General features: G+C 60.9%; 17 protein-coding genes and 1 CRISPR repeat array. Of the genes, 4 read left to right on the top strand and 13 right to left on the bottom strand.

The window, feature by feature from the left end:
• Positions 1-60 precede the first annotated feature (60 nt).
• Complete coding sequence (locus tag Hrd1104_RS10590) at positions 61-507, top strand: TIGR00725 family protein (protein WP_154552730.1); 447 nt, start codon at positions 61-63, stop codon at positions 505-507.
• 13 nt (positions 508-520) lie between these two features.
• Here the strand turns inward: Hrd1104_RS10590 and Hrd1104_RS10595 are convergent, their stop codons facing one another.
• A complete protein-coding gene (locus Hrd1104_RS10595; protein WP_154552731.1) occupies positions 521-889 on the bottom strand; it encodes a hypothetical protein in 369 nt (122 codons plus the stop codon).
• A 297-nt stretch (positions 890-1,186) separates the two neighbouring features.
• Here Hrd1104_RS10595 and Hrd1104_RS10600 point away from each other — a divergent pair, with 297 nt between their 5' ends.
• Positions 1,187-1,414: a hypothetical protein gene (locus Hrd1104_RS10600; protein WP_154552732.1), complete on the top strand. Its 228-nt coding sequence runs from the start codon at positions 1,187-1,189 to the stop codon at positions 1,412-1,414.
• Between the two features lie 6 nt (positions 1,415-1,420).
• Here Hrd1104_RS10600 and Hrd1104_RS10605 read toward each other — a convergent pair whose 3' ends face one another.
• Positions 1,421-2,941 (bottom strand): hypothetical protein, encoded by a 1,521-nt coding sequence (locus Hrd1104_RS10605; protein ID WP_154552733.1) that lies wholly within the window; start codon positions 2,939-2,941, stop codon positions 1,421-1,423.
• Positions 2,942-3,116: 175 nt separating this feature from the next.
• On the opposite strand from Hrd1104_RS10605, the gene Hrd1104_RS10610 reads away from it, so the two are divergent.
• Positions 3,117-4,085 carry an inositol monophosphatase gene (locus Hrd1104_RS10610; protein ID WP_370454791.1) on the top strand — a complete coding sequence of 323 codons (969 nt, stop codon included), beginning with the start codon at positions 3,117-3,119 and terminating at the stop codon, positions 4,083-4,085.
• A 135-nt stretch (positions 4,086-4,220) separates the two neighbouring features.
• Positions 4,221-5,241: a CRISPR direct-repeat array (repeat unit 30 nt; unit sequence GCTTCAACCCCACAAGGGTCCGTCTGAAAC).
• Positions 5,242-5,343: 102 nt separating this feature from the next.
• Here the strand turns inward: Hrd1104_RS10610 and cas2 are convergent.
• The 8 genes from cas2 to cas6 are packed head-to-tail and all read right to left on the bottom strand — an operon-like array spanning position 5,344 to position 14,632.
• Positions 5,344-5,607, bottom strand: a complete 264-nt coding sequence (cas2, locus tag Hrd1104_RS10615) for a CRISPR-associated endonuclease Cas2 (protein ID WP_154552734.1) — start codon at positions 5,605-5,607, stop codon at positions 5,344-5,346.
• Between the two features lies 1 nt (position 5,608).
• Positions 5,609-6,601, bottom strand: coding sequence for a type I-B CRISPR-associated endonuclease Cas1b (gene cas1b / locus Hrd1104_RS10620; RefSeq protein ID WP_154552735.1), 993 nt, complete (start codon positions 6,599-6,601; stop codon positions 5,609-5,611).
• A gap of 3 nt (positions 6,602-6,604) precedes the next feature.
• Positions 6,605-7,183 (bottom strand): CRISPR-associated protein Cas4, encoded by a 579-nt coding sequence (cas4, locus tag Hrd1104_RS10625; RefSeq protein ID WP_154552736.1) that lies wholly within the window; start codon positions 7,181-7,183, stop codon positions 6,605-6,607.
• Positions 7,180-9,774: a CRISPR-associated endonuclease Cas3'' gene (locus tag Hrd1104_RS10630; protein ID WP_154552737.1), complete on the bottom strand. Its 2,595-nt coding sequence runs from the start codon at positions 9,772-9,774 to the stop codon at positions 7,180-7,182. The genes cas4 and Hrd1104_RS10630 overlap by 4 nt, the downstream gene beginning before the upstream one ends.
• Positions 9,775-10,578, bottom strand: coding sequence for a type I-B CRISPR-associated protein Cas5b (cas5b, locus tag Hrd1104_RS10635; RefSeq protein ID WP_154552738.1), 804 nt, complete (start codon positions 10,576-10,578; stop codon positions 9,775-9,777).
• A gap of 2 nt (positions 10,579-10,580) precedes the next feature.
• The gene (cas7b, locus tag Hrd1104_RS10640) at positions 10,581-11,660 is read right to left on the bottom strand and encodes a type I-B CRISPR-associated protein Cas7/Csh2 (protein WP_154552739.1); all 1,080 of its coding nucleotides are present in this window, start codon (positions 11,658-11,660) and stop codon (positions 10,581-10,583) included.
• A gap of 1 nt (position 11,661) precedes the next feature.
• Positions 11,662-13,833, bottom strand: coding sequence for a type I-B CRISPR-associated protein Cas8b/Csh1 (cas8b, locus tag Hrd1104_RS10645; protein ID WP_154552740.1), 2,172 nt, complete (start codon positions 13,831-13,833; stop codon positions 11,662-11,664).
• Positions 13,820-14,632: a CRISPR-associated endoribonuclease Cas6 gene (cas6, locus tag Hrd1104_RS10650; RefSeq protein ID WP_154552741.1), complete on the bottom strand. Its 813-nt coding sequence runs from the start codon at positions 14,630-14,632 to the stop codon at positions 13,820-13,822. The genes cas8b and cas6 overlap by 14 nt, the downstream gene beginning before the upstream one ends.
• Before the next feature lie 167 nt (positions 14,633-14,799).
• On the opposite strand from cas6, the gene Hrd1104_RS10655 reads away from it, so the two are divergent.
• The gene (locus tag Hrd1104_RS10655; RefSeq protein WP_154552742.1) at positions 14,800-15,555 is read left to right on the top strand and encodes a ribonuclease H-like domain-containing protein; all 756 of its coding nucleotides are present in this window, start codon (positions 14,800-14,802) and stop codon (positions 15,553-15,555) included.
• On the opposite strand, the gene Hrd1104_RS10660 is transcribed toward Hrd1104_RS10655, so the two are convergent.
• Genes Hrd1104_RS10660 through feoB form a run of 3 tightly spaced genes read right to left on the bottom strand, consistent with a single transcriptional unit; the run spans position 15,556 to position 18,325 of the window.
• A complete protein-coding gene (locus Hrd1104_RS10660; RefSeq protein ID WP_154552743.1) occupies positions 15,556-16,170 on the bottom strand; it encodes a rhomboid family intramembrane serine protease in 615 nt (204 codons plus the stop codon).
• A gap of 41 nt (positions 16,171-16,211) precedes the next feature.
• Positions 16,212-16,424 carry a hypothetical protein gene (locus Hrd1104_RS10665; protein ID WP_154552744.1) on the bottom strand — a complete coding sequence of 71 codons (213 nt, stop codon included), beginning with the start codon at positions 16,422-16,424 and terminating at the stop codon, positions 16,212-16,214.
• On the bottom strand, positions 16,424-18,325 hold the full coding sequence (gene feoB / locus Hrd1104_RS10670) for a ferrous iron transport protein B (RefSeq protein WP_154552745.1): 1,902 nt from the start codon (positions 18,323-18,325) through the stop codon (positions 16,424-16,426). The genes Hrd1104_RS10665 and feoB overlap by 1 nt, the downstream gene beginning before the upstream one ends.
• Position 18,326 lies beyond the last annotated feature (1 nt).

The following is an 18,326-nucleotide window of genomic DNA, read 5'->3' on the forward strand; positions in this document are numbered from 1 at the left end:
AACATATTCGGCAACCGGAGCGACCGATAGGGCTACGGAACTGGGCAGTGAGCTCCCACTATGCGCGTCAGCGTCATCGGCGGGAGCACAGTCGGCCCGGAACTGGCCGAACAGGCTCGTGCTGTCGGCCGACTGTTGGCCGAGCGCGACCACGAGATCGTCTGTGGTGGGCGCGGTGGCGTGATGAAGGCAACCTGTCGCGGGGCCAGCGAGGCCGGCGGCCATACGATCGGCATCCTTCCGGGGGACGATCGATCCGCGGCCAACGAGTACGTCGAGACGGCGATCGCCACGGGACTGGGCAATGCCCGCAACGCACTGGTCGTCATGAACGGGGACGCCGCCATCGCGATCGACGGGGGAACGGGCACGCTCTCGGAGATCGCACTGGCACTGGACGCTGGCAAGCCGGTTGCGGGTCTACAGACCCACGACGTTGCTGGCGTCGAGGCGGTCACGTCGCCGCGAGCGGCCGTCGAATACGTCGAACAGGGAAGACAGGAGTGACGAGACGGCGGCGTCACTCGCCGGTCGCCACGAGCGCGAAGACCCACAGCAGCACGAACGGATACGTAAGGAGCTGAACGACCGAGAGGTCACTCCAGACGGGCGGGACGAAGAGGGCGACACCGATACCCAAGAGCGCGCCACCGACCGCGATCGGGCCTTGCCGTTGGTGTCGTGCCGATCGATCGACCGTCGAGAGGAAGAACAGGGCCGCAACGAAAAAGACCGCGAGGGTGAAGACGATCTCAGTGACGGGTGTGGCATCGCCCGCAAGCGCTTGCCAGGTCCCGACGAGAAACGCCCCGAACAGTGCCGTTGTCACGCCCAGTCCGCCGCTGACGGCGATCCGTCGGGGATCGACGCCGAACCGTGCCGTGTCCATACCCTAGTGCCGTAAGGCGACGGCAAGTGCGTTTCCCCTTCGATCAGTTCCACTGATTTCGACAGTACCACTGCAATGGGCACACCAAACCAACAAAAGTTGATAATATCACACCTATCTTTGGACATTACAAGCACACAGAGGCCCTTGATCCGTCGGGAACAATCGAGAGTATAACAGTCGATAAAGGAGCAATTGAAGTCGAATTATCAGGATTAGAGTCGAAGGTTCTATGCGAGAAGGGAGAATTTAGCGACCCAGCGGAATACATTTGATTGCGTAGTTACAGGTTTTCACATGGACCGAATCGAGTTCCTGTTCCAGGCAACGACGCTGTGGTTCGTCTCCATCCTGACGTGGCGAGAGCTGTATCCGGCACTGAATGGGACAGTGTGGCTCACCGTTCCATTTATCATCGCTTTCGCCGCCTACTATGTCATCCCCGCATACGCCGTCTGGCGGTGCACCGAAGACCTTCGAGAACGCGTCTGGCAGCGCTGGCTAGCGTTCGTCAGACGTCGATAACAGCTCTCAGGCCAGCCAGTCGGCAAAAGTTCCGTCGAGTAGCGTTTCGCGCTGCCGGTCGATATACTGAGACTGCATGCCCCAGATCGCCTCACCCAGCGGCACCCCCGCCCGCACCTGCTGGCTGACGATGTCGTGTTTGTACCGGGCAGGTGTCAACCGCCGGTCGAGGCGTTCGCGGAGTGGCTCGATGTATCGTTGGGCCTGCTCGGTCGAGAGACCCCGGAGTTCGAGTCCGTCCCGGGCGTATTCGAAGAGGTCGGCGTACAGTTCCTCGATGGCCGTCGTCTCGCCGTCGTCCGTGAGCCAAGTCAACTCCGCTTCGAGCCCATCACGGGCCGCCGCATAGAAGTTCTCCCGTGCCGTCTCCCAGTCGAGATCCCGTACGGGGTGATCCCGGCGTGGCAGGCTCTCCAACAGGCCGCCGAAGACCGCTTCGAAGGCCACCGCGTCCCTGATCGTCGGCTGGCCGGGCAGGGGGCGAAATTCGATGCGGGCGTTGGCGTCCGACCGCGTTGCCCCGTCGAAGACCGGCCGGATCCAGCGCCAGTAACTGCCGTGTTTGTGTCGGACGTGAGCAAAGCGATCGTCGAAGCGTTGGCCGGTCTCGACGTCCATCGGGACGATCAACGGATCGGCGACGATGCGATCGATAGCTTCCTCGACGGATTCGAGGTCCCGGGGGAAGGTGACTTTCGGCTGGACGTCACTGCCGTCGGGCGGGTTGAGGACGGACTCGAAGACACCGATCCGGTGTTCCATGTGGGCGTCGGCGACAATCTCGCGATCGCGGGCGTCTCCGTCGTAACACTCCGGTGGAAAGAACGGGGAATTCACACCCAGGGCGAGCAGCGGGCCAGCGATCCGCAGGGCGTACTGGAAATACGTCGGGAGGTCGGGGGCGTGAGGGATCTGGTAATGGGGCTGGATCGACGTGATCAGACTCTCGGGCATCACGGTGTCTGCCTGCACCGAGACGTGTGGGGCATCGAGTTCGAACGCACACGGGTAGTCGGTGTTGGCGATTGCGTGATACCGGACGCTGTCAGACATGTTCGTCCCGATGCGGATGCCGTCCTCTGCAACGGAGTCACAGAGATACGCGGTGGCTGTCTCGCCGTTTGGCGGCACCGTCCACAGGCCGTCACTGACCAGGCGGATGTCCTCGGTGTTGGCCCGTTCGAGGGCCGGCGCGAGGTTGGCCTGTAACTCCCGCTGTTGGGCGTCGAGCCCGTAGTCGTTCAACGGCTGAGGACTGGTCTGCATCTCGGCGTTGTGCAGGCCGAGTTCCTTCTCGAAGCCGATGCGTTCGAGCAACTGCCGCGGGACCCGCCGGAGGGCGTCGGTCTGTTCGTCGGCCGCGTACAGTTCGAACTCCAAGCCGACGATCGCCTGGTTGTTGTCGAACGTCCCTGCCCTGACCTCCGCTTTGAGGTCGTGGGCCTCCTGGTCGGCTCTGGCCAGGAACGCCTCGTGATCGACCGATAGCGCCTCACAGACCGCAGCGGCGAGCGCCGAGGCTGACATGCCCGCGGCTTGTTTGTCGGCTCCCTTGAACGTGGTGGGTCGACCAGTAGCGCGCCGGCCACCACACCACGCCGTGTTCCGCTACCGGTCCCAGGCCACCACGGCCACTGTGTTTTTAGTACGTTTCAATATATAAAGAAAACATTTATTTGGCCTGAATAGGTAAAATCGGCCGATGGTCCGCTCACTTAACCGGAGATCGTATATTAAAGGGATCGTAGCGAGCGGGGCGGGCATCGGGCTCGCTGGTTGTTCCTCGGGCCAGGAGACAACCGAATCCCTCCAGACGGAGCAACGGGAGACCAACACAGCGACCGAAACCCAACCGACACCCATGCCAACCGATACCGACTACGCGCCAGTCGTCGAACAGGCAGCAGTAACCGGCAGCGCCGTCGCAGCCAATCTCTTCCGCCGAGATATTGAGGTCGAATACAAAGACGACACGAAGGCAAACGTCGTGACGAAAGCAGACCGCGGGGCGCAGGCGGCGATCATGGACACGCTCGAACGACTACAGCCCGATGCGACGATCGTCGGAGAAGAAGGTGACGCAGCGAAGGAAGTGCCTGACTCGGGACTGTCGTTCGTCGTCGATCCACTGGATGGCTCGTACAACTTCACCCGGGGCAACCGTCTCTGGTGTGCCAGTGTCGCTGCAGTCGAAGAGGGCGAGCCGGTCGCAGCCGCCTCGGTCGCCCCAGCGCTGGACGACGCCTACGTCGGCACTCCAGAAGGCGTTCGCCGGAACGGCGAACCCGTCAGTGTGAGCGACCGCACCGACCCGAGCGGGTTCATGGTCGCACCGACGTACTTCTGGGGCTTCGACAGCCGTGAGCAGTTCGCCGTCGCGGCGCGTGCCGTCGTCGAGCGCTTCAGTGATCTCCGGCGGGTCGGCTCGACACAACTGGCACTCGCACTCGTCGCTGCCGGCGAGATCGAAGCCGCGATCACGAATCTCGAAACGAACCCGTGGGACACGATCGCCGGTGCAGCGATGGTCGAATGGGCCGGCGGGACGGTGACAGACCTGAACGGCGACGCCTGGGGACCGGACAGCACGGGCCTGGTCGCTTCGAACGGTGGTGCACACGATCTCGTCCTCGAAGCAACCCAAGAGATCGAAGCCGCCAAAGAGAACTAGACGACTCACTTTTAAGGAATATTAGTATTTGAACGTGGCTCGGGGCAGCACCAGGAACAGTAGGCCTGGACGAAGACACGAGTTCGTTTCAGCACCCTCGACCGCTCAGTGGCCCGCACAAACACGACGTGTGAAGGTGCAATCCCACAAGGGTCCGTCTGAAACCCATACCGAATGTCGGATGAAGTGACTGAAACGGTGAGCTTCAACCCCACAAGGGTCCGTCTGAAACTCGTCAACTGCAATCATATGATCGAGTACTCCCGACGCTTCAACCCCACAAGGGTCCGTCTGAAACGTGGCTCCGGTGCAAACGATGGGATCGGTCGGTCGTGCTTCAACCCCACAAGGGTCCGTCTGAAACACGGGACCATGCTATTCGATCTCGACGACCTCGACGAGGCTTCAACCCCACAAGGGTCCGTCTGAAACAGCGACAAAAGCGGGAGTGTGACACTCGGCCCGGCGCTTCAACCCCACAAGGGTCCGTCTGAAACCATGAACATGGTTTCGCCGTCCATATCCATACTATGCTTCAACCCCACAAGGGTCCGTCTGAAACCCGGGTCAGGTGTCAATAGAACAACTTGCGTGAAGTCGCTTCAACCCCACAAGGGTCCGTCTGAAACTAAGATGTCGCCGACGAACTCGTGGATGTCTGGGTCGCTTCAACCCCACAAGGGTCCGTCTGAAACGACCGAACAGGTCGTCATGAGACCGCTGAAAACTATCCTGCTTCAACCCCACAAGGGTCCGTCTGAAACCGAAACCAGAGAATCTATCGGCACGGCACAAGTCGCTTCAACCCCACAAGGGTCCGTCTGAAACCAGTCTTGGACTCCAGTTTGTAGCGGTCTGCCCACGGCTTCAACCCCACAAGGGTCCGTCTGAAACCTTCAGAATAATTAGATATGTGGTACTGTTGCGTTGCTTCAACCCCACAAGGGTCCGTCTGAAACAATGAGCCTGGGTGGCTGGGCGACGACCAACCGCCGGCTTCAACCCCACAAGGGTCCGTCTGAAACCCGGGCCACCACTTTGTCGCTGCCGTCCTCGGTGTGCTTCAACCCCACAAGGGTCCGTCTGAAACATCGTTGCGAGCGATGAACGAGAGGACGTCCCAGGAGCTTCAACCCCACAAGGGTCCGTCTGAAACCATGGCCGAAATCGACCATATAGAGCGTCATACCTGCGCCTGGGAGTTAGTATTTTCGTCGACCCGCAATGGCCCCTCAAACCCGGGGGGTCGATGACGACACTATAGAAAGTGACTGTCGTCCGTCGGGTCTTCGCCATAGACCGTCCGCGAGACGTACTGTTCGGAGCTCATCCGGTAGACGATTACGGATTCACCGGCCTCCAACATCGAATCGAGTTCTCGCTTGATCTCTTCGAGATCGCCTTCCGTGATCTCTCCCTCGAACACCGAATTCTGGACGTGAGTCAGATACCGGCGCAGGAAATTCAAGAAGAGGCGCGTTCGATCCGCCTCGACATCGTAGACGGCGACGACGTACACCACGTTACCACCACCGCTCGAAGGATTCGTAGGGTTCGCCGGTCAGCAGGTGTTTCTTGAGTTTGTATGCCTCGACTCGAAGGAGATACTGGTAGCTCACCTTTCGGTTAAGGCGAGGGTGTTCGATCGTCCGATCGAGTGTCTGTTCGAACTCCTTGGAGAACGTCTCTCGCCCGGTCTCGGTGAGTAGACACGCGTTCATCTCCGAATCGAAGTCGTCATCGGACAGTTGTCCCCGATTCACGAGGCGAAACACCACGCGATCGGTCAGTACCGGCTTGAACAGGTCCGCGAGATCGAGCGCCAGTGAGTACCGTCGCTCGCCGGGTTCGTGGAGATAACTGATCGTCGGATCGAGTGCCGTGGCCCGGATCGCCGAGACGATGTTCGCGTAGACCAGGCTGTTCCCAAAGGAGATCAGACTGTTCACCTTGTTGTTCGGCGGGTTGTACTTTCGACCCCCGAAGACGAAGCCTTCCGGCAGGATCTGATCGAAGATCCCGTAGTAGGCCCGTCGAGCACTTGCTTCGACACCCATGGCCTCCTCGACGGACTCGGCGGACTGTATCTCTTCACGACGACGGTCGAGTGCATCGAGCGTCGAATCGAGGTCGTAGTCCCGGTTGTCGTAATAGGTGACGTTCGCCCGCATGTTGTGAATGCTCCCGTCGACGATCTCGCGAGCGATTTTACCCCGGTGGGCTTCGTCGTCGTAGGCCCGAACCTGCTCGACGACGGTTTGACCTGACGTTTGACCGCGCTCGGGCATGATCGACCCCGAGTAGTAGTCGTTCCAGCCGAAGACGTGCATCGCCACGCCGTGATCGTCGAGAAACGAGATCACTCGCGTGTTGAAGTCGATCTGCCCGTGGAGAAACAGCGCTTCGGCGTTCTCGATTGGAAGGTACTTCTTCTCGTCGTCATCGGTGACGAGCCGTACGGTGTCGTTATGCCGCTCGACCCGTCCGTCCGAGAAAATGTGATAGTTGTCGTTCATGGGTCAACAGCTCCAGCAGAAGTCGTGGTACGCACACGACTCACAGAACGGCTTTTCTTTTGCAGGCGGTGGCGTGTCGCTCCGAACAACGTCGTAGATTCCACGAATCGCGTCTTCGACTTGCTGTTCATTTTCGTCTGTCAACTCGACTGATTCACGCTTCCGTTCGGTTGGATGAGCCAGCACCCCCTCCTTTTCGACACCGACGACCCGATCGAGATACCAGAGATAGTACAGCAACTGGAGGCGGGCGGGTTCGACCAACGTTGAGGACGGTTTCACCTCGACGACGCGACCGTCGTCGAGTAAATCGGGCGCGATCCGGCCGTCGATACTCAGGTTCCGTCGTTTCTCGTCGTAGGCCGTCTCGTCGACGTGCGTGCCACGGACAACGTTCGGGTTCTCTCGGTCGATCTCGACATCCCTACTTTCGAACCAGAGTTCACGCTTACAGACTTCATAATACTGCATCATCACGCCGGTGACGTGAAACGGCGACTCGACGGCCTCGTCGCGGGCCGATTCAAGAAGGAGATTGACAGGGTCGGTTTCGCCGGTCCGCTCGTCAGCGTGTCCACTCATAGGAACTGGTGATCGACGCTCGCCTCGGGAACCACGAAGCCCGTCGTTCGATCGAAGTGCGACGGATTTTGCTGTACGTCGAGTTCGTATATGCCTTCGTCCTCGACGAGTGGGGGAAGATCCGTGATCGCGTCGGCGGTCTCGCTATCTTCGGAGTGATACGGAACCGAGATACGCAGCGGTTTCGTCTCGTCGAGCAACTGGCGCAGTTCCTCGAATTCGAAATTGTGTTGGGCGTTCCGTATCGCTTCCGCCCGCTCCCGTTCAGCAGGCGTGCGACTGACGACGATCTCTGCCGAAAGCTGTTCGTCGATGAGCGAAACGGTCCCGAGTTCTTTCGCTTTCGCGTCGTCAACCCAGTCGGCGTACGTTTGCTTCCCGACATCCTTGTCCTCTCGTAACCGTTCGAAATACCGCTCGACGCCTCTTCGAGCCACGTCAGTCTCGGAAAGCGACCCGGATTCGTCCCGGATCTGACGGAGCGTATCTGCGACGGTGGGAAGCAGCGTCGTCCCGCGATTGTAGACGGCTTCGGCCGGCGTCTTCGACTGCTCGTCGGGCACGTCGAGCCACCAGACAGTGACGACTCCCTGTTCGCGCTCGAACGAACGGTTACACCGGCCGGCTGCCTGAACGATACTGTCGATCGGAGCGAGGTCGCGAAACACGCGATCGAAGCTGATGTCGACGCCGGCCTCGACGAGTTGCGTCGAGATCGTAAGCGTTGGATGGCCCCGTTCGGTGAGCGCTTTCGCCGTCTCGATCAACGTGAGGCGATCTGCTGGTCGAAGTCGAGTCGACAGGTGAAGGAGTGCATTGTCGTCGGTCGCTGCAACGTTTTTCGCGATCTCTACAGGATCAACATCCTCAACTGTCCCCTGGTTCTGTAGTTCGTCGTCGTAAAGGCGACCAACATCGACAAAGCCATCGTCGCCGACCTGCTCTGTGAGTTCTCGCGCACTGTCGATGGTGTTGCAAACGGCGAGCGTAGTTTGTCCCGATTCGACGACTTCACGGAGTTCGTTGGCAGCTGCTGCGTAGGGTTTCGGCTCGCTCTGAGACTCGATATACCGCTCGGTCGATTCGTCGAGAGCGTAGGAGACGCGACGAACGACTTCGAAATATCGGTCCGGGTCGTCCACGAGTTCGAATTCGTCCTCGAACAGTCGTGGCTGTGTGGCGGTCATCGCAATCACCGTCGCGTCGTACTGCTCGGTGAGGACATCCACGAGCCGTGGAACGAGTTTCCACCAGTCCAGCGGGAGGCTCTGTGGCTCGTCGAGGACGACGACGGCGTCCCGGAGTGCCGGGAGTTTCATCGACTGCCTGTTTTGCGGTCCGGCCAGACTCTCGAACAACTGGACGAACGTCGTGACAGTTAGGCCCGCCCGCCAGCTTTCACCGAGCATCCCTGCGATGTCGTCGTTCCGATCGGCATCGTCGGCGGACTGATCGTCGATATCGCGAATCGTCGTCTCGGCGAGATGGTGATGGGCAGTGAAGAGTCGTCCTGCCGTGTCGGTCTCATAGATCTCTTCGATCTCGTCGACGACCTGATCGATGATGCTCGTAAACGGAAGCGCATACACCACGCGATCGCCATCAAGGGCGTCCCTGAGTGCGAATGCGGCCGACAATCCGGTCAGCGTCTTGCCCATTCCTGTCGGGAGCGTGAGTGTCCCAATGCCCCCACCACTCTCGGCGAACGACGCCACGTTGTCGAGTACATCTTTCCGGGCTTCCGATCGATGGAAGTTCAGGCGCTCGGTTTTCGTCCCGTCCGTGTCGGCTGTAACGCCAGCCTCCAGATCCTCGATATACTCGGACAGCGTCTCGAATCCCGGTTGTCTGGGTGCGTACGTCTCCGATTCGTTCGCTGCACCGGCGGCACTGGTTTTGTCTGCGAGTACGAGTGCACTCCAGCACTGCAAGACGAGCCCGTAGCACGACGAGGAGAGTGTATCCGGGTCGACGCCGCGACCGGCCGTCTCCGTTCCCACCGTTTCTTCGATCTCACTCAGTAGCGACCCCGACTGATATTTTCGTACGAACGATTCCCAGCCCTCGGCACTACCAGTCGCGCTCTCGAACACCTTCTTTGCGAGATCCGGGACATTGTCGTAGATGTCCTTGATCTGTTTGAGTACCACCGTTTGACGCTTTTCCACGCTGTTCTGTCTCGAAGCGCCGTCTCGTCGGTGTGTTCGATCGACGACGTACTCCGCAACGTTCGGGAGGTTGCCGTGGTGTTTTGCCACGGCGACGAAGCCCGCCAGACACGTTTCGGTGTCGAACCCCTGCGTGTCGAGGGCATGGTATGCCGCGAACGACCCGATCGGGGCGTGATGCCGAAGCATCGGCGGGTCAGCGTCGTGGTCTTTGAGGAGATACTCTTGGAAGTAGGTCGTCGCTTTCCCGAAGTCGTGAACCCAGGCCAGCGTTTCGACGACAGATCGCAGTGATTCGTCGGTCGGGGTGGTCGCATCGTCAGGGACGACGTGTACCACGCGGTCGGCGACGTCGGAAAGATGGGCTTCGAGTGCGACCCCTTCACGCCCGTCCTCGGGCGGATGGGAATACGGTTCTGCCATTCAGACGAACACCACGGTCCGGTCGTCCACTCGCGAGGTTTGTACGTCCCTGACCTGCAAGGGTTCTGCGTCGGGATTGTAAGTGTACGTAGTGTACTCAGTGGTCGTCCGTCCGCCCCCGTCGGACGTCATGAACGCCGGCGATTCCTCGATCTGGCAACGCGTTTCGGAATCGAGGACGACGTCGTCCATCGCGTCGGGCACAGCCGAGTCGACGCCGATGGTCCCGGAGGACGGGCCAGATTCGATATCGAACTCCCCGAGGTAGTCGATCTCGGCGAGATACTCGGAGAGACCGAGACTCGGGACGTAGTGGGACTTCCCGGCGGCCAGCGTTTCCCGAAACTGTTCGTACCACTCGTTGTCAGCGAGCGCAACGTCGATCCTGTAGGCAGGGTCGACGAGTACCTCGTAGTTGTGTTGCTGTCGGAGTTTCGTGGGATTGGGGAGTTTGATACTGATCTTCCCACGTGGATTGAGTGAGGTGAGGTCACTGGCTGCCGTCGAGAGGGTGTTCATCGGCATGTTGACCGTCCGCAGTTCCTCGACGGGTTCGATGGCAATCGCGGATACGTCCGGTCCGAACAGGTCGTAATACCCGTCCCGTTCGATGCCCAGCATCGCCGCGATCAACCCGGCGACCGTCGTTCGCGGTATGATTCGGTAGGTCTGTTTGACGATATTCCCCTCGACGCGTCGGAAGTGTCCCCACGGACCCCGAATCTCGAAGGACAGACAGCGATCCAAATCGCCGTCGCTCTCACCGGGAATCCCGGCCCTCCGATTCGGCGATTCCTGATCCATGGTCACTCGCCAGTGTTCTGTGGCAGCGTTTCAGGGTACTCGTCGTAGATATCGACGACATCGACTCGGTCCGCTCCGACTGCCGTTCGAAGCGCGTCGTACAGGAGGTCCGGCCCACCGCTGTCGGTCCCGTGAGAAACCTTCAGGACATCGCTCGCCACGACTCGAATGCGTTCGATCTGGTTGCTGGCATTCGAGATCCGATCCACGAAATCATCGATGTCCAGCGTGAGATCGCGGATGTTTCGGAGTTCGTCGTGGTCCTTCGAGGCCTCGTCGTCGAGGGTGAGATCCTTGTCCAGGCCGCCGAGATGATAGCTCTCCTCCCCGTATTCGACCCGACAGTAGAGACGTGGCTCCTGGCCGACTTTGCTCCGACTGATGGTCTGGTTCTTGATCGCCCGCCAGCAGAGCGTATCGAGACGCTCTACGTCCGCTCGCGTGAGATTTGTATCGGCGGCCCCGTGTTCGTCGACGAGTCCGTGGAATCGGATGAGCCCGTACTGGATGCGGTGGTCGTCGAGGTCGAATCCACCCTGTTCTTTCCCTTCCTGAGTGGCGATAACGCTCGTGAGACTGTCGTATTCCTCGTTTTCGTTGACAGCGTGGATCGACTTGCCTGGCGAAAACTGGACTGGACCAGTGAAGTGGTCCGGGAGGTGTTTCGCGTAGGCGTTGTCCGTATCGACGGACATCGTCGCTCCGAAGTACCGCACGTCTGCACTCTCTTCGAGGTACTCTCCGAAGACATCGTCTCGGAACTGCGCCGCTTCCTCGTCGTCATCGAGGTCGTAATCGTCGGGATCGACGGCCTTCAGCCGGTCTTCGAGGAGTTCTGCGCGCGTGTACTGCTCGCCCTCGTCTTGCACGTTCCGGATGTAGACGCCGTGACCGTCGTCGTCCAACTGGTCGCGAAGATACCGCTTCAGCCGAACGTCCGTGACGATAGCCTGTTGGGTCTGGGGATCGATACGCGGCCTGTTCGATCCGCTCAGTGGATTGCCGTTTGGGTTTGCGTCGACGGCATCGTACAGAAACACGATCTCGGAACGGTTCTCGACGGTCTGTGTGGATTCGCTCATGTTAGATGTCCTCTTCGGTGTCGTCAGCTTGATTGTCCCATTCGGGATGGTCGTTCAATCCGTACGTCACGCCAAGGGCGTAGTAGAACCGGAGGTCCTCGGTATCGATGTCCCAGTCGTCTGGGTCGGGCTTGACGATCGTCTTCCGCAGTTCTTCGACCACGTGTTCGAATTTCGTGCCCGGGAAACTGCCGCCGCTTTTCTTCTCCTGACGGGTGTAGGTGAGCGTCTTGCCGATCGCTTCGCGTGTGACTTTCTTCACCCGGGATTGCGTGATCGACTTCACCGGGAACTGATCGACGAGCGTCGTCGACCGATCTTCGCTGTACTCCTGATAGCTCCCGACCTCCCCGACGAGAGCACCGAGCATGAACGCGCCTCGACGCTGGTTTCTGACCGATTGGCGGTGCTCTGCGTCCGCCTCATCGAGCACTTCGTCAGCATTTGACGTTCGCGCGATCGCAGGCGTGTCTTCGATGAACGATTCGAGTTTCGGTGCGGCGGGATGGCCGCCGTCTGGGATGATTTGAATGTCTTCGAGTGATTCCATTATGTCTACCTCGTAGTCTGGTTCGATCGTGATCGGTCGCTTCCCTGGGTCGTCGGTCGTCAGGAGATCGAGTGTCTCGGTCGCCAGAGCGCACAGTTGGGCGAACTGTGAGGCGACTCGGAACGACGGAAATCCCTCAAGGTCATCGTCGTCTTCGTCAGCGATGATCCGGTCGACGTACTCCGAGAGGAGCGTCTCGACGGCGATGGCATCCCCGCCGAGAACGCTGACGAGCGCCTCGATCCGTGGGTCGTCGGCGTCGGCTTCCTCGTCGTCACGCTCGGCAAACGTCTGGTAGAAGTACCACCCCGACGAGACGGAGTGGAGTGCTTCGTCGTCTGCTGTCAGCAGTCCCCAGTTCTCGTTGGTCGGAAGCGGCGCACTCCAGTCCGTGTCGGTGTTGAACGCCGAGGTGTCGCTGACGATCCGATTGTGATGTCTGGCGAGATCCCGGGGATAGAGTAGCCGCCCGTTCAGTGTCTCACCGAAGACGTCGTAGCGAGACATCTGGTGTGGCATGACTGCCGAGACGTAGAATCGGAGCGCCGTGTCGTCTTGGTCCTGGAAGTCCTCGCAGGCCTTCTCGACTGGCGTCAGGTCGTCATCCTCTGTTGTGGCCTGGTACAGCAGATTGTACAACTCGTAGATCTCCTCGGTCGATGCCCGACCGAAGAAGTACGGCAGGTAGTACACCTTCGCTCCGAAGGTTGGGTATTTACAGGCCTCGACGAACGTCTCGGCGTTCATCACCGTCACTGCCGCGTCTTCGGAGATGGAATGGGTTCGCCAGGCTTCCTCGATATCGAGGCCAGGGAACTTCTCCAGTTGCTTGCCCAGGAAGTAGTTCTGCGGGTCTTCGGACGTGCCGACAGTCCGTGTTCGCTGTCCGGTGACGAGATCGGTCGCCTCGCCCGAGGAATCGTCGGCCTTGTTCTTCGTGACGAGTTTCGAGAGCTTGCGCTGGCGCATCGCCTCCTTGAACACGTCGAGATCACCGGGCCACTGGTATTCACCGTCGGGCTCGGTTTTGACCCGTACAGTGAGCAGTGCAGTCGTCGACTCGCCGCCGAGTTTGGTGGTGAGTTCGTCCTCGATACGGTCGAGTGCGTCATCGTCTTCGCCGAGTGTCGCTAGCGCCTCGACGATCCAGCCGTCCTCGTGGTCGCCTGAAGCCTCCTGGACGACCGGATCGGTCGCCCATTTCGTGAGGCGCTCTTTCGCGTAGCGGGCGAGTTTCTCGGGGTCGCTGTTCCGGCCCGCCTGGTGGGTGATACTGTGATCGATGCCCGCTGCAGCCGGATACTTGCAGTGGCCCACGCGTTCGACCAGGTCGGCACTGTAGCGGGTGACCTCGATGGGACCGCTACCGTCCGTGGCGAGGACTGGTTGCTCACCGCTTAGATCCACGCGGACGACGATCAGGCTGTCGTCGGTGTCGATGAGATCGCCCGCTTCGTCCGGCGTGAGATAGGGGCCGTATGTCCCACCGCCCGCCGTCGCGAGCGTGTAAAGTTTTCCGTAGAGGTACTGTATCGTCCGGAGCGACGTGATCGGCGTGTCCGGAAGCTCGTCGTCCAGTCGCTCCGGTGGGTACTCCTCGCGAAATTCATCAGGCGAAAGCATTCTCGCCCTCCAGTTCCGTCTCGCCTGTTTCTGTCTTGTCGACGATGTTCACGAACCCGAACCCGAGCGAATTCCGTTCGCCGATCCCGACATCCAACAGCAGGTTCAAGTGCCGTCGATGGTCGTCGTCCCGAACAGTATACTCGAAGCGCCACTTGCTCAACACCCACGTCTCGGTCTCGCCAGTCGTCGGCGTCACCGGAATGGCGAACGTCTTGATGAGTTCGTAGCCGTCGAACAACTCGCCGTCGACTTCGCTCGGTCCGGGCAGATAGTCCGGACAGAACAGATCGTGTTTCTTGTCCAGATTCGCCTCGATCTGGTTGCGGAACGGCTCCATCGAATGCTCGGGCCGCCAGAACTCAGCCTCGTCGTGCTCGGTGTCGATCCCGTACTCCGCGAAACGCCAGGGCGGAATCCGAACCAACACGCCGGTTCCAGTCGAAATGGTCCCGTTCGTTCCGGGCTCGCCGACATCGGGCGAGAGTGGCGTAAGCTCCTCGACGGTGAATGGCATCTCGCCGATATTCAACTCGGGGTCGTCCTTCAGATCGGCGGCGACGTGGGCGAGTAGCTCTTCCTCCGGCGAGGCGACGAGTAGCGTCCGTTCGTCACCTTCCTCCATGTCGCCCGGCGGAAACGGGTTCGAGTACGTAAACGCCTTCGGGCGGTTCTCGTCGTGACTGTCTTCGTACTCCGTCCCATCGAGCGCTCCCCAGAGTCGCCCGCGGAGTTTGTGATGATACGCGTTGTCATAAGCCGCGTCGGCTCGTGCCCGCAAGCGGGCCAGAACACGCATCCAGAGTCACCCTACCTCGCGTCGGTTAGTTGTCAGCATTGCGCCCTCGAAATCAGACGGCTCTGTAATAAGGTTCATTGTATCAAGGTGAAAGTGAAGCCCTTAAGAGACAAGGTTTCGCCCGTCACCGCGACCTTTAGGGCGATCCACGACCGAGACCAGTCATCGTGCGCGTCGAAGCAAGTTTCATCCCGGTCGAGGGCGTCGGCGAGCAGACCGAGCGATCGCTGTGGGAACAGGGGATCACCCATTGGGACGAGTTCGAACCGGACGCCGTCGGCGCAACCACCGCCGACCGCATCGAGGCGTTCATCGAGGACGCCCGCAAGCGCCTGGCCGAGCGTGACAGCCACTACTTCGGCCGGCAGTTCCCCAGCCAGGCCCAGTGGCGACTCTACGAGACCTTCGAAGAGTCGGCGGCCTTTTTCGACATCGAGACGACGGGGCTGGATCAACGCCACGACGCGGTAACGACCGTCAGCGTCCGCCAGGGCGGCGAGACGACCACGTTCGTCCGCGATCGGGACCTCACGGCCCAGCGCCTCCGGAAAACCTTCACGGACGCCGACCTGCTGGTTTCGTTCAACGGCAAGCGCTTCGACGTGCCATTCTTAGAGCAGTCGTTCGACCTCGACGGTGTGCTCGATCGACCACATCTCGATCTCATGTATCCCTGTCGGCGACTCGACCTGACGGGCGGACTGAAACAGATCGAGAAAGACGTCGGTATCCAGCGCGACCGGCCGGACCTCTCGGGAAAGGACGCCGTTCGGCTGTGGAACGACTACCAGCGTGGTGACGAGGGCGCCTTGGAGACACTCGTCGGCTACAACCGCGAGGATGTCGATCATCTCCAGACCGTCGCCGATCGGGTCGTCACCAGACTTCACGAGCGAACGGTGCCCGACGGTTGTGGACTCTGATTAGACGCGACGACGGTCACCGTCACGCGCGGTCGTCGACCCAGGACGCCGGAGGACGTGTGCCCGGCCGGCGAGCAGTCCCAACACGAGGCCCGTGAAGTGGGCGATCAGTGCCACCCGACGGCCCCGCGTCAGCCACGTGATCGCGAGGGCGACGCCGAGCACGACGACGATCGCCACGCGGGGGCTGACGGCCACCCGGCTGGCGATGGCATCAGTGAGCCGGTTGCCAGCAAGTACGTACCCGAACAGCCCGAAGATCGCACCGCTGGCCCCCAACACCGGGATCTCGTTGCCGAGAACGTGGCCAACAGCGACCTCTGTACCGCCGGCGATCGCTCCGACGACGAAGAAGAACACGTAAAACCGCCAGGGCTCCGTCCGGCGTTCGAGGACGAGCCCGATCACGAACAGTCCGATGGCGTTCGTCGCGAGGTGCAGTGGACCGCCGTGGGCGAGGACGCTCGTCAGGAGGGTCCAGGGGCGCTCGGTCAGCGGCCAGGCGAGGGCGAACGCATCGGGAGAGCCACCGAACAGTCCCACGACAACTTGCAGGAGGAAGACAACGACGAGCACGCCGATCAACGTCGTGGTCGGACTCGTGGCTCTGTCCATACGCGAGTGTGGAGCCGAGCGATGAAAAACGGTCGGTCGGGTCAGTCGTTGTCGGAGGCGACCGAATCAGTTTGTTCGCCACCGTCCGCTTGCAGGCGATCTTTGCCTTTCTGGCGGAGCTGTTCGAGCAGTCCCGAACAGGCGTCACACTCCGCACAGGTGGCCGTCGAGCAACTGACCGATGCGCCACAGCGGGGACACTGCATCCCGACGGCGGCGGGATCGAACTCGTACTCGCAAGTCGGACACTGCATCACCCGAACACCCCGAAGGCGGCCGCGAGCACGCCCCCGACGGTGAACGCCGTGACCCAGGAGCCGAGCCACATCAACGCGGCGCTCTTTGCGTCTCGTTCTTTGAGGATCATCACCATCGAGAGGATACAGGGTACGAACAGCGTAATCACGACGAGGCCGATAAAGACCTGCGCGCTCGAAAGAGCCATATCGGTCATGCCCGCGGCAGCGAAGTCCCGGCGGATCAACCCGAGGACGAGGATCTGCCCGAAGTCCGCGGGCATTCCGACAAGCGCGGTCAGCGGCCGAAGTCCATCCTTGATCGCCGCCAGCCCGCCGACGTAATCCAGTACCGAGACGACCACCGCCGTCCCAGCGAACAAGGGGATGGCCTCACGGAGGAACATCTTCGCGCGGTTGTACGTTTTCCGGAGGATGTTTCCCGGTCGTGGCGCGCGCATTCGCGGCAGTTCGGTCACCAGGGACTCGCTTTGGCCCGGCAGGGTCCGGTCGAGGAAGACGCCGACGACCCCCAGCACGACCAACAAGATACCGAGGTAGCCAAACCAGTAGATCAACCCGAGCCCGGCCATCAGCCCCATGATGACGCCCAGTTGGGCCGAACACGGGACGGCCAGCCCGAGAAGCGCCGTCGAGATCGTCCGCTCGCGTTTCGAGCCGACCATCCGGGTGGTGATCACGGCCATGGTGACACAGCCGACACCGACGATCATCGGGACGACGGCCCGTCCGTTCAGACCGATCCGGTTGAGGCCACGGTCGGTCAACACGGCGAGTCGGGGGAGAACGCCGGAGTCTTCGAGAACACTGATCGCCAGGTAGAAGGCGACGACGAGTGGCAAGAGGGTGCCGATAACGTATTGGACAGTGACCGTCAGCAGGCCGAGATTGTCGTTGATCAACAGGAATTCGAGAGGTTCGAGCCAGGCCACGTCGGGCAACAGCCCGGCGACGAACGATTCGACGGCCGGGATGTAGTGGGGACCAAGCAGTTCCCCTTCGAGGGTATCGACCAGGCGCTGAGCGACGAGATCACCGATAAAGTAATAGATCAACCCGAGGAGGGCAAGCGCGATCGGCGTCCCGGTCAGGGGGTTGATCATGAGATCGCTGACCCGCTCGGCGATCGAGTCGTCGGTGCGGGTTACCGTCTGGACCGAGTCAGCGATCGACTGGACGCGCGAGCGGCGCTGGCTGTAGATCTCTTCACGCAGGCCCGACTCGACCAGTGCTGGCGAGCCACCGTCGGCCATGACGCCGCCGACGTCAAACGCCGTGGGGAGTTCCTCGTCACCCTCGACCAGCAAGGTCTTCTCCGGCCGATCGGCCTCTAGTTGTTCGGGGAGTTCGTCGTAGAACTCGTCGATGGCCGTCTGTTCGGGCGCGGTCGCTTCCGGGACCCGCTTGCGGAGTTCGTCGAACCCCTCGCCGTCGATGGCGACCGTCGTGACGACGGGGACGCCCAGGGCCGCTTCGAGGGCCTCGACGTCGATATCGATCCCGTCGGCCTCGGCCTCGTCCATCATGTTCAGCGCAACGACGGTGGGGATGCCCATATCGAGCAACTGCAGCGTCAAGAACAGATCACGGTCGAGGTGCGTCGCGTCGACGACGTTGATGACGGCATCGGTCTCTAAAACGATGTCGCGGGTGACGCGCTCTTCCTCGGAAAACGAGGAGATGCCGTAGACACCCGGCGTGTCGGTCAGCGTGTAGTCGCCGAATTCAGCCAGCGTCGTGTCGACGGTCGTCCCCGGGTAGTTCGAGACGTCGACGTACTGCTCGGCGAGTTCGCCAAAGACGACGCTCTTGCCGACGTTCGGACAGCCAACCAGCGCCAGCGTGTCCTCGGCATCGATCTCGCTCGGGTCACAGCCGGCGTCGTGACACCCCTCCATG

It is taken from the genome of Halorhabdus sp. CBA1104 (assembly GCF_009690625.1).
Lineage (GTDB): Archaea > Halobacteriota > Halobacteria > Halobacteriales > Haloarculaceae > Halorhabdus.

Coding starts and splice junctions, on each gene's coding strand:
- Hrd1104_RS10665 (WP_154552744.1), bottom strand. CDS start 16,424: ATGCAGTGTCCGACTTGCGAGTACGAGTTCGATCCCGCCGCCGTCGGG.
- Hrd1104_RS10660 (WP_154552743.1), bottom strand. CDS start 16,170: ATGGACAGAGCCACGAGTCCGACCACGACGTTGATCGGCGTGCTCGTC.
- cas1b (WP_154552735.1), bottom strand. CDS start 6,601: ATGAACGACAACTATCACATTTTCTCGGACGGACGGGTCGAGCGGCAT.
- cas4 (WP_154552736.1), bottom strand. CDS start 7,183: ATGAGTGGACACGCTGACGAGCGGACCGGCGAAACCGACCCTGTCAAT.
- cas8b (WP_154552740.1), bottom strand. CDS start 13,833: ATGCTTTCGCCTGATGAATTTCGCGAGGAGTACCCACCGGAGCGACTG.
- cas6 (WP_154552741.1), bottom strand. CDS start 14,632: ATGCGTGTTCTGGCCCGCTTGCGGGCACGAGCCGACGCGGCTTATGAC.
- Hrd1104_RS10590 (WP_154552730.1), top strand. CDS start 61: ATGCGCGTCAGCGTCATCGGCGGGAGCACAGTCGGCCCGGAACTGGCC.
- Hrd1104_RS10600 (WP_154552732.1), top strand. CDS start 1,187: ATGGACCGAATCGAGTTCCTGTTCCAGGCAACGACGCTGTGGTTCGTC.
- Hrd1104_RS10595 (WP_154552731.1), bottom strand. CDS start 889: ATGGACACGGCACGGTTCGGCGTCGATCCCCGACGGATCGCCGTCAGC.
- Hrd1104_RS10605 (WP_154552733.1), bottom strand. CDS start 2,941: ATGTCAGCCTCGGCGCTCGCCGCTGCGGTCTGTGAGGCGCTATCGGTC.
- cas5b (WP_154552738.1), bottom strand. CDS start 10,578: ATGGATCAGGAATCGCCGAATCGGAGGGCCGGGATTCCCGGTGAGAGC.
- feoB (WP_154552745.1), bottom strand. CDS start 18,325: ATGGAGGGGTGTCACGACGCCGGCTGTGACCCGAGCGAGATCGATGCC.
- Hrd1104_RS10630 (WP_154552737.1), bottom strand. CDS start 9,774: ATGGCAGAACCGTATTCCCATCCGCCCGAGGACGGGCGTGAAGGGGTC.
- Hrd1104_RS10610 (WP_370454791.1), top strand. CDS start 3,117: ATGGTCCGCTCACTTAACCGGAGATCGTATATTAAAGGGATCGTAGCG.
- cas7b (WP_154552739.1), bottom strand. CDS start 11,660: ATGAGCGAATCCACACAGACCGTCGAGAACCGTTCCGAGATCGTGTTT.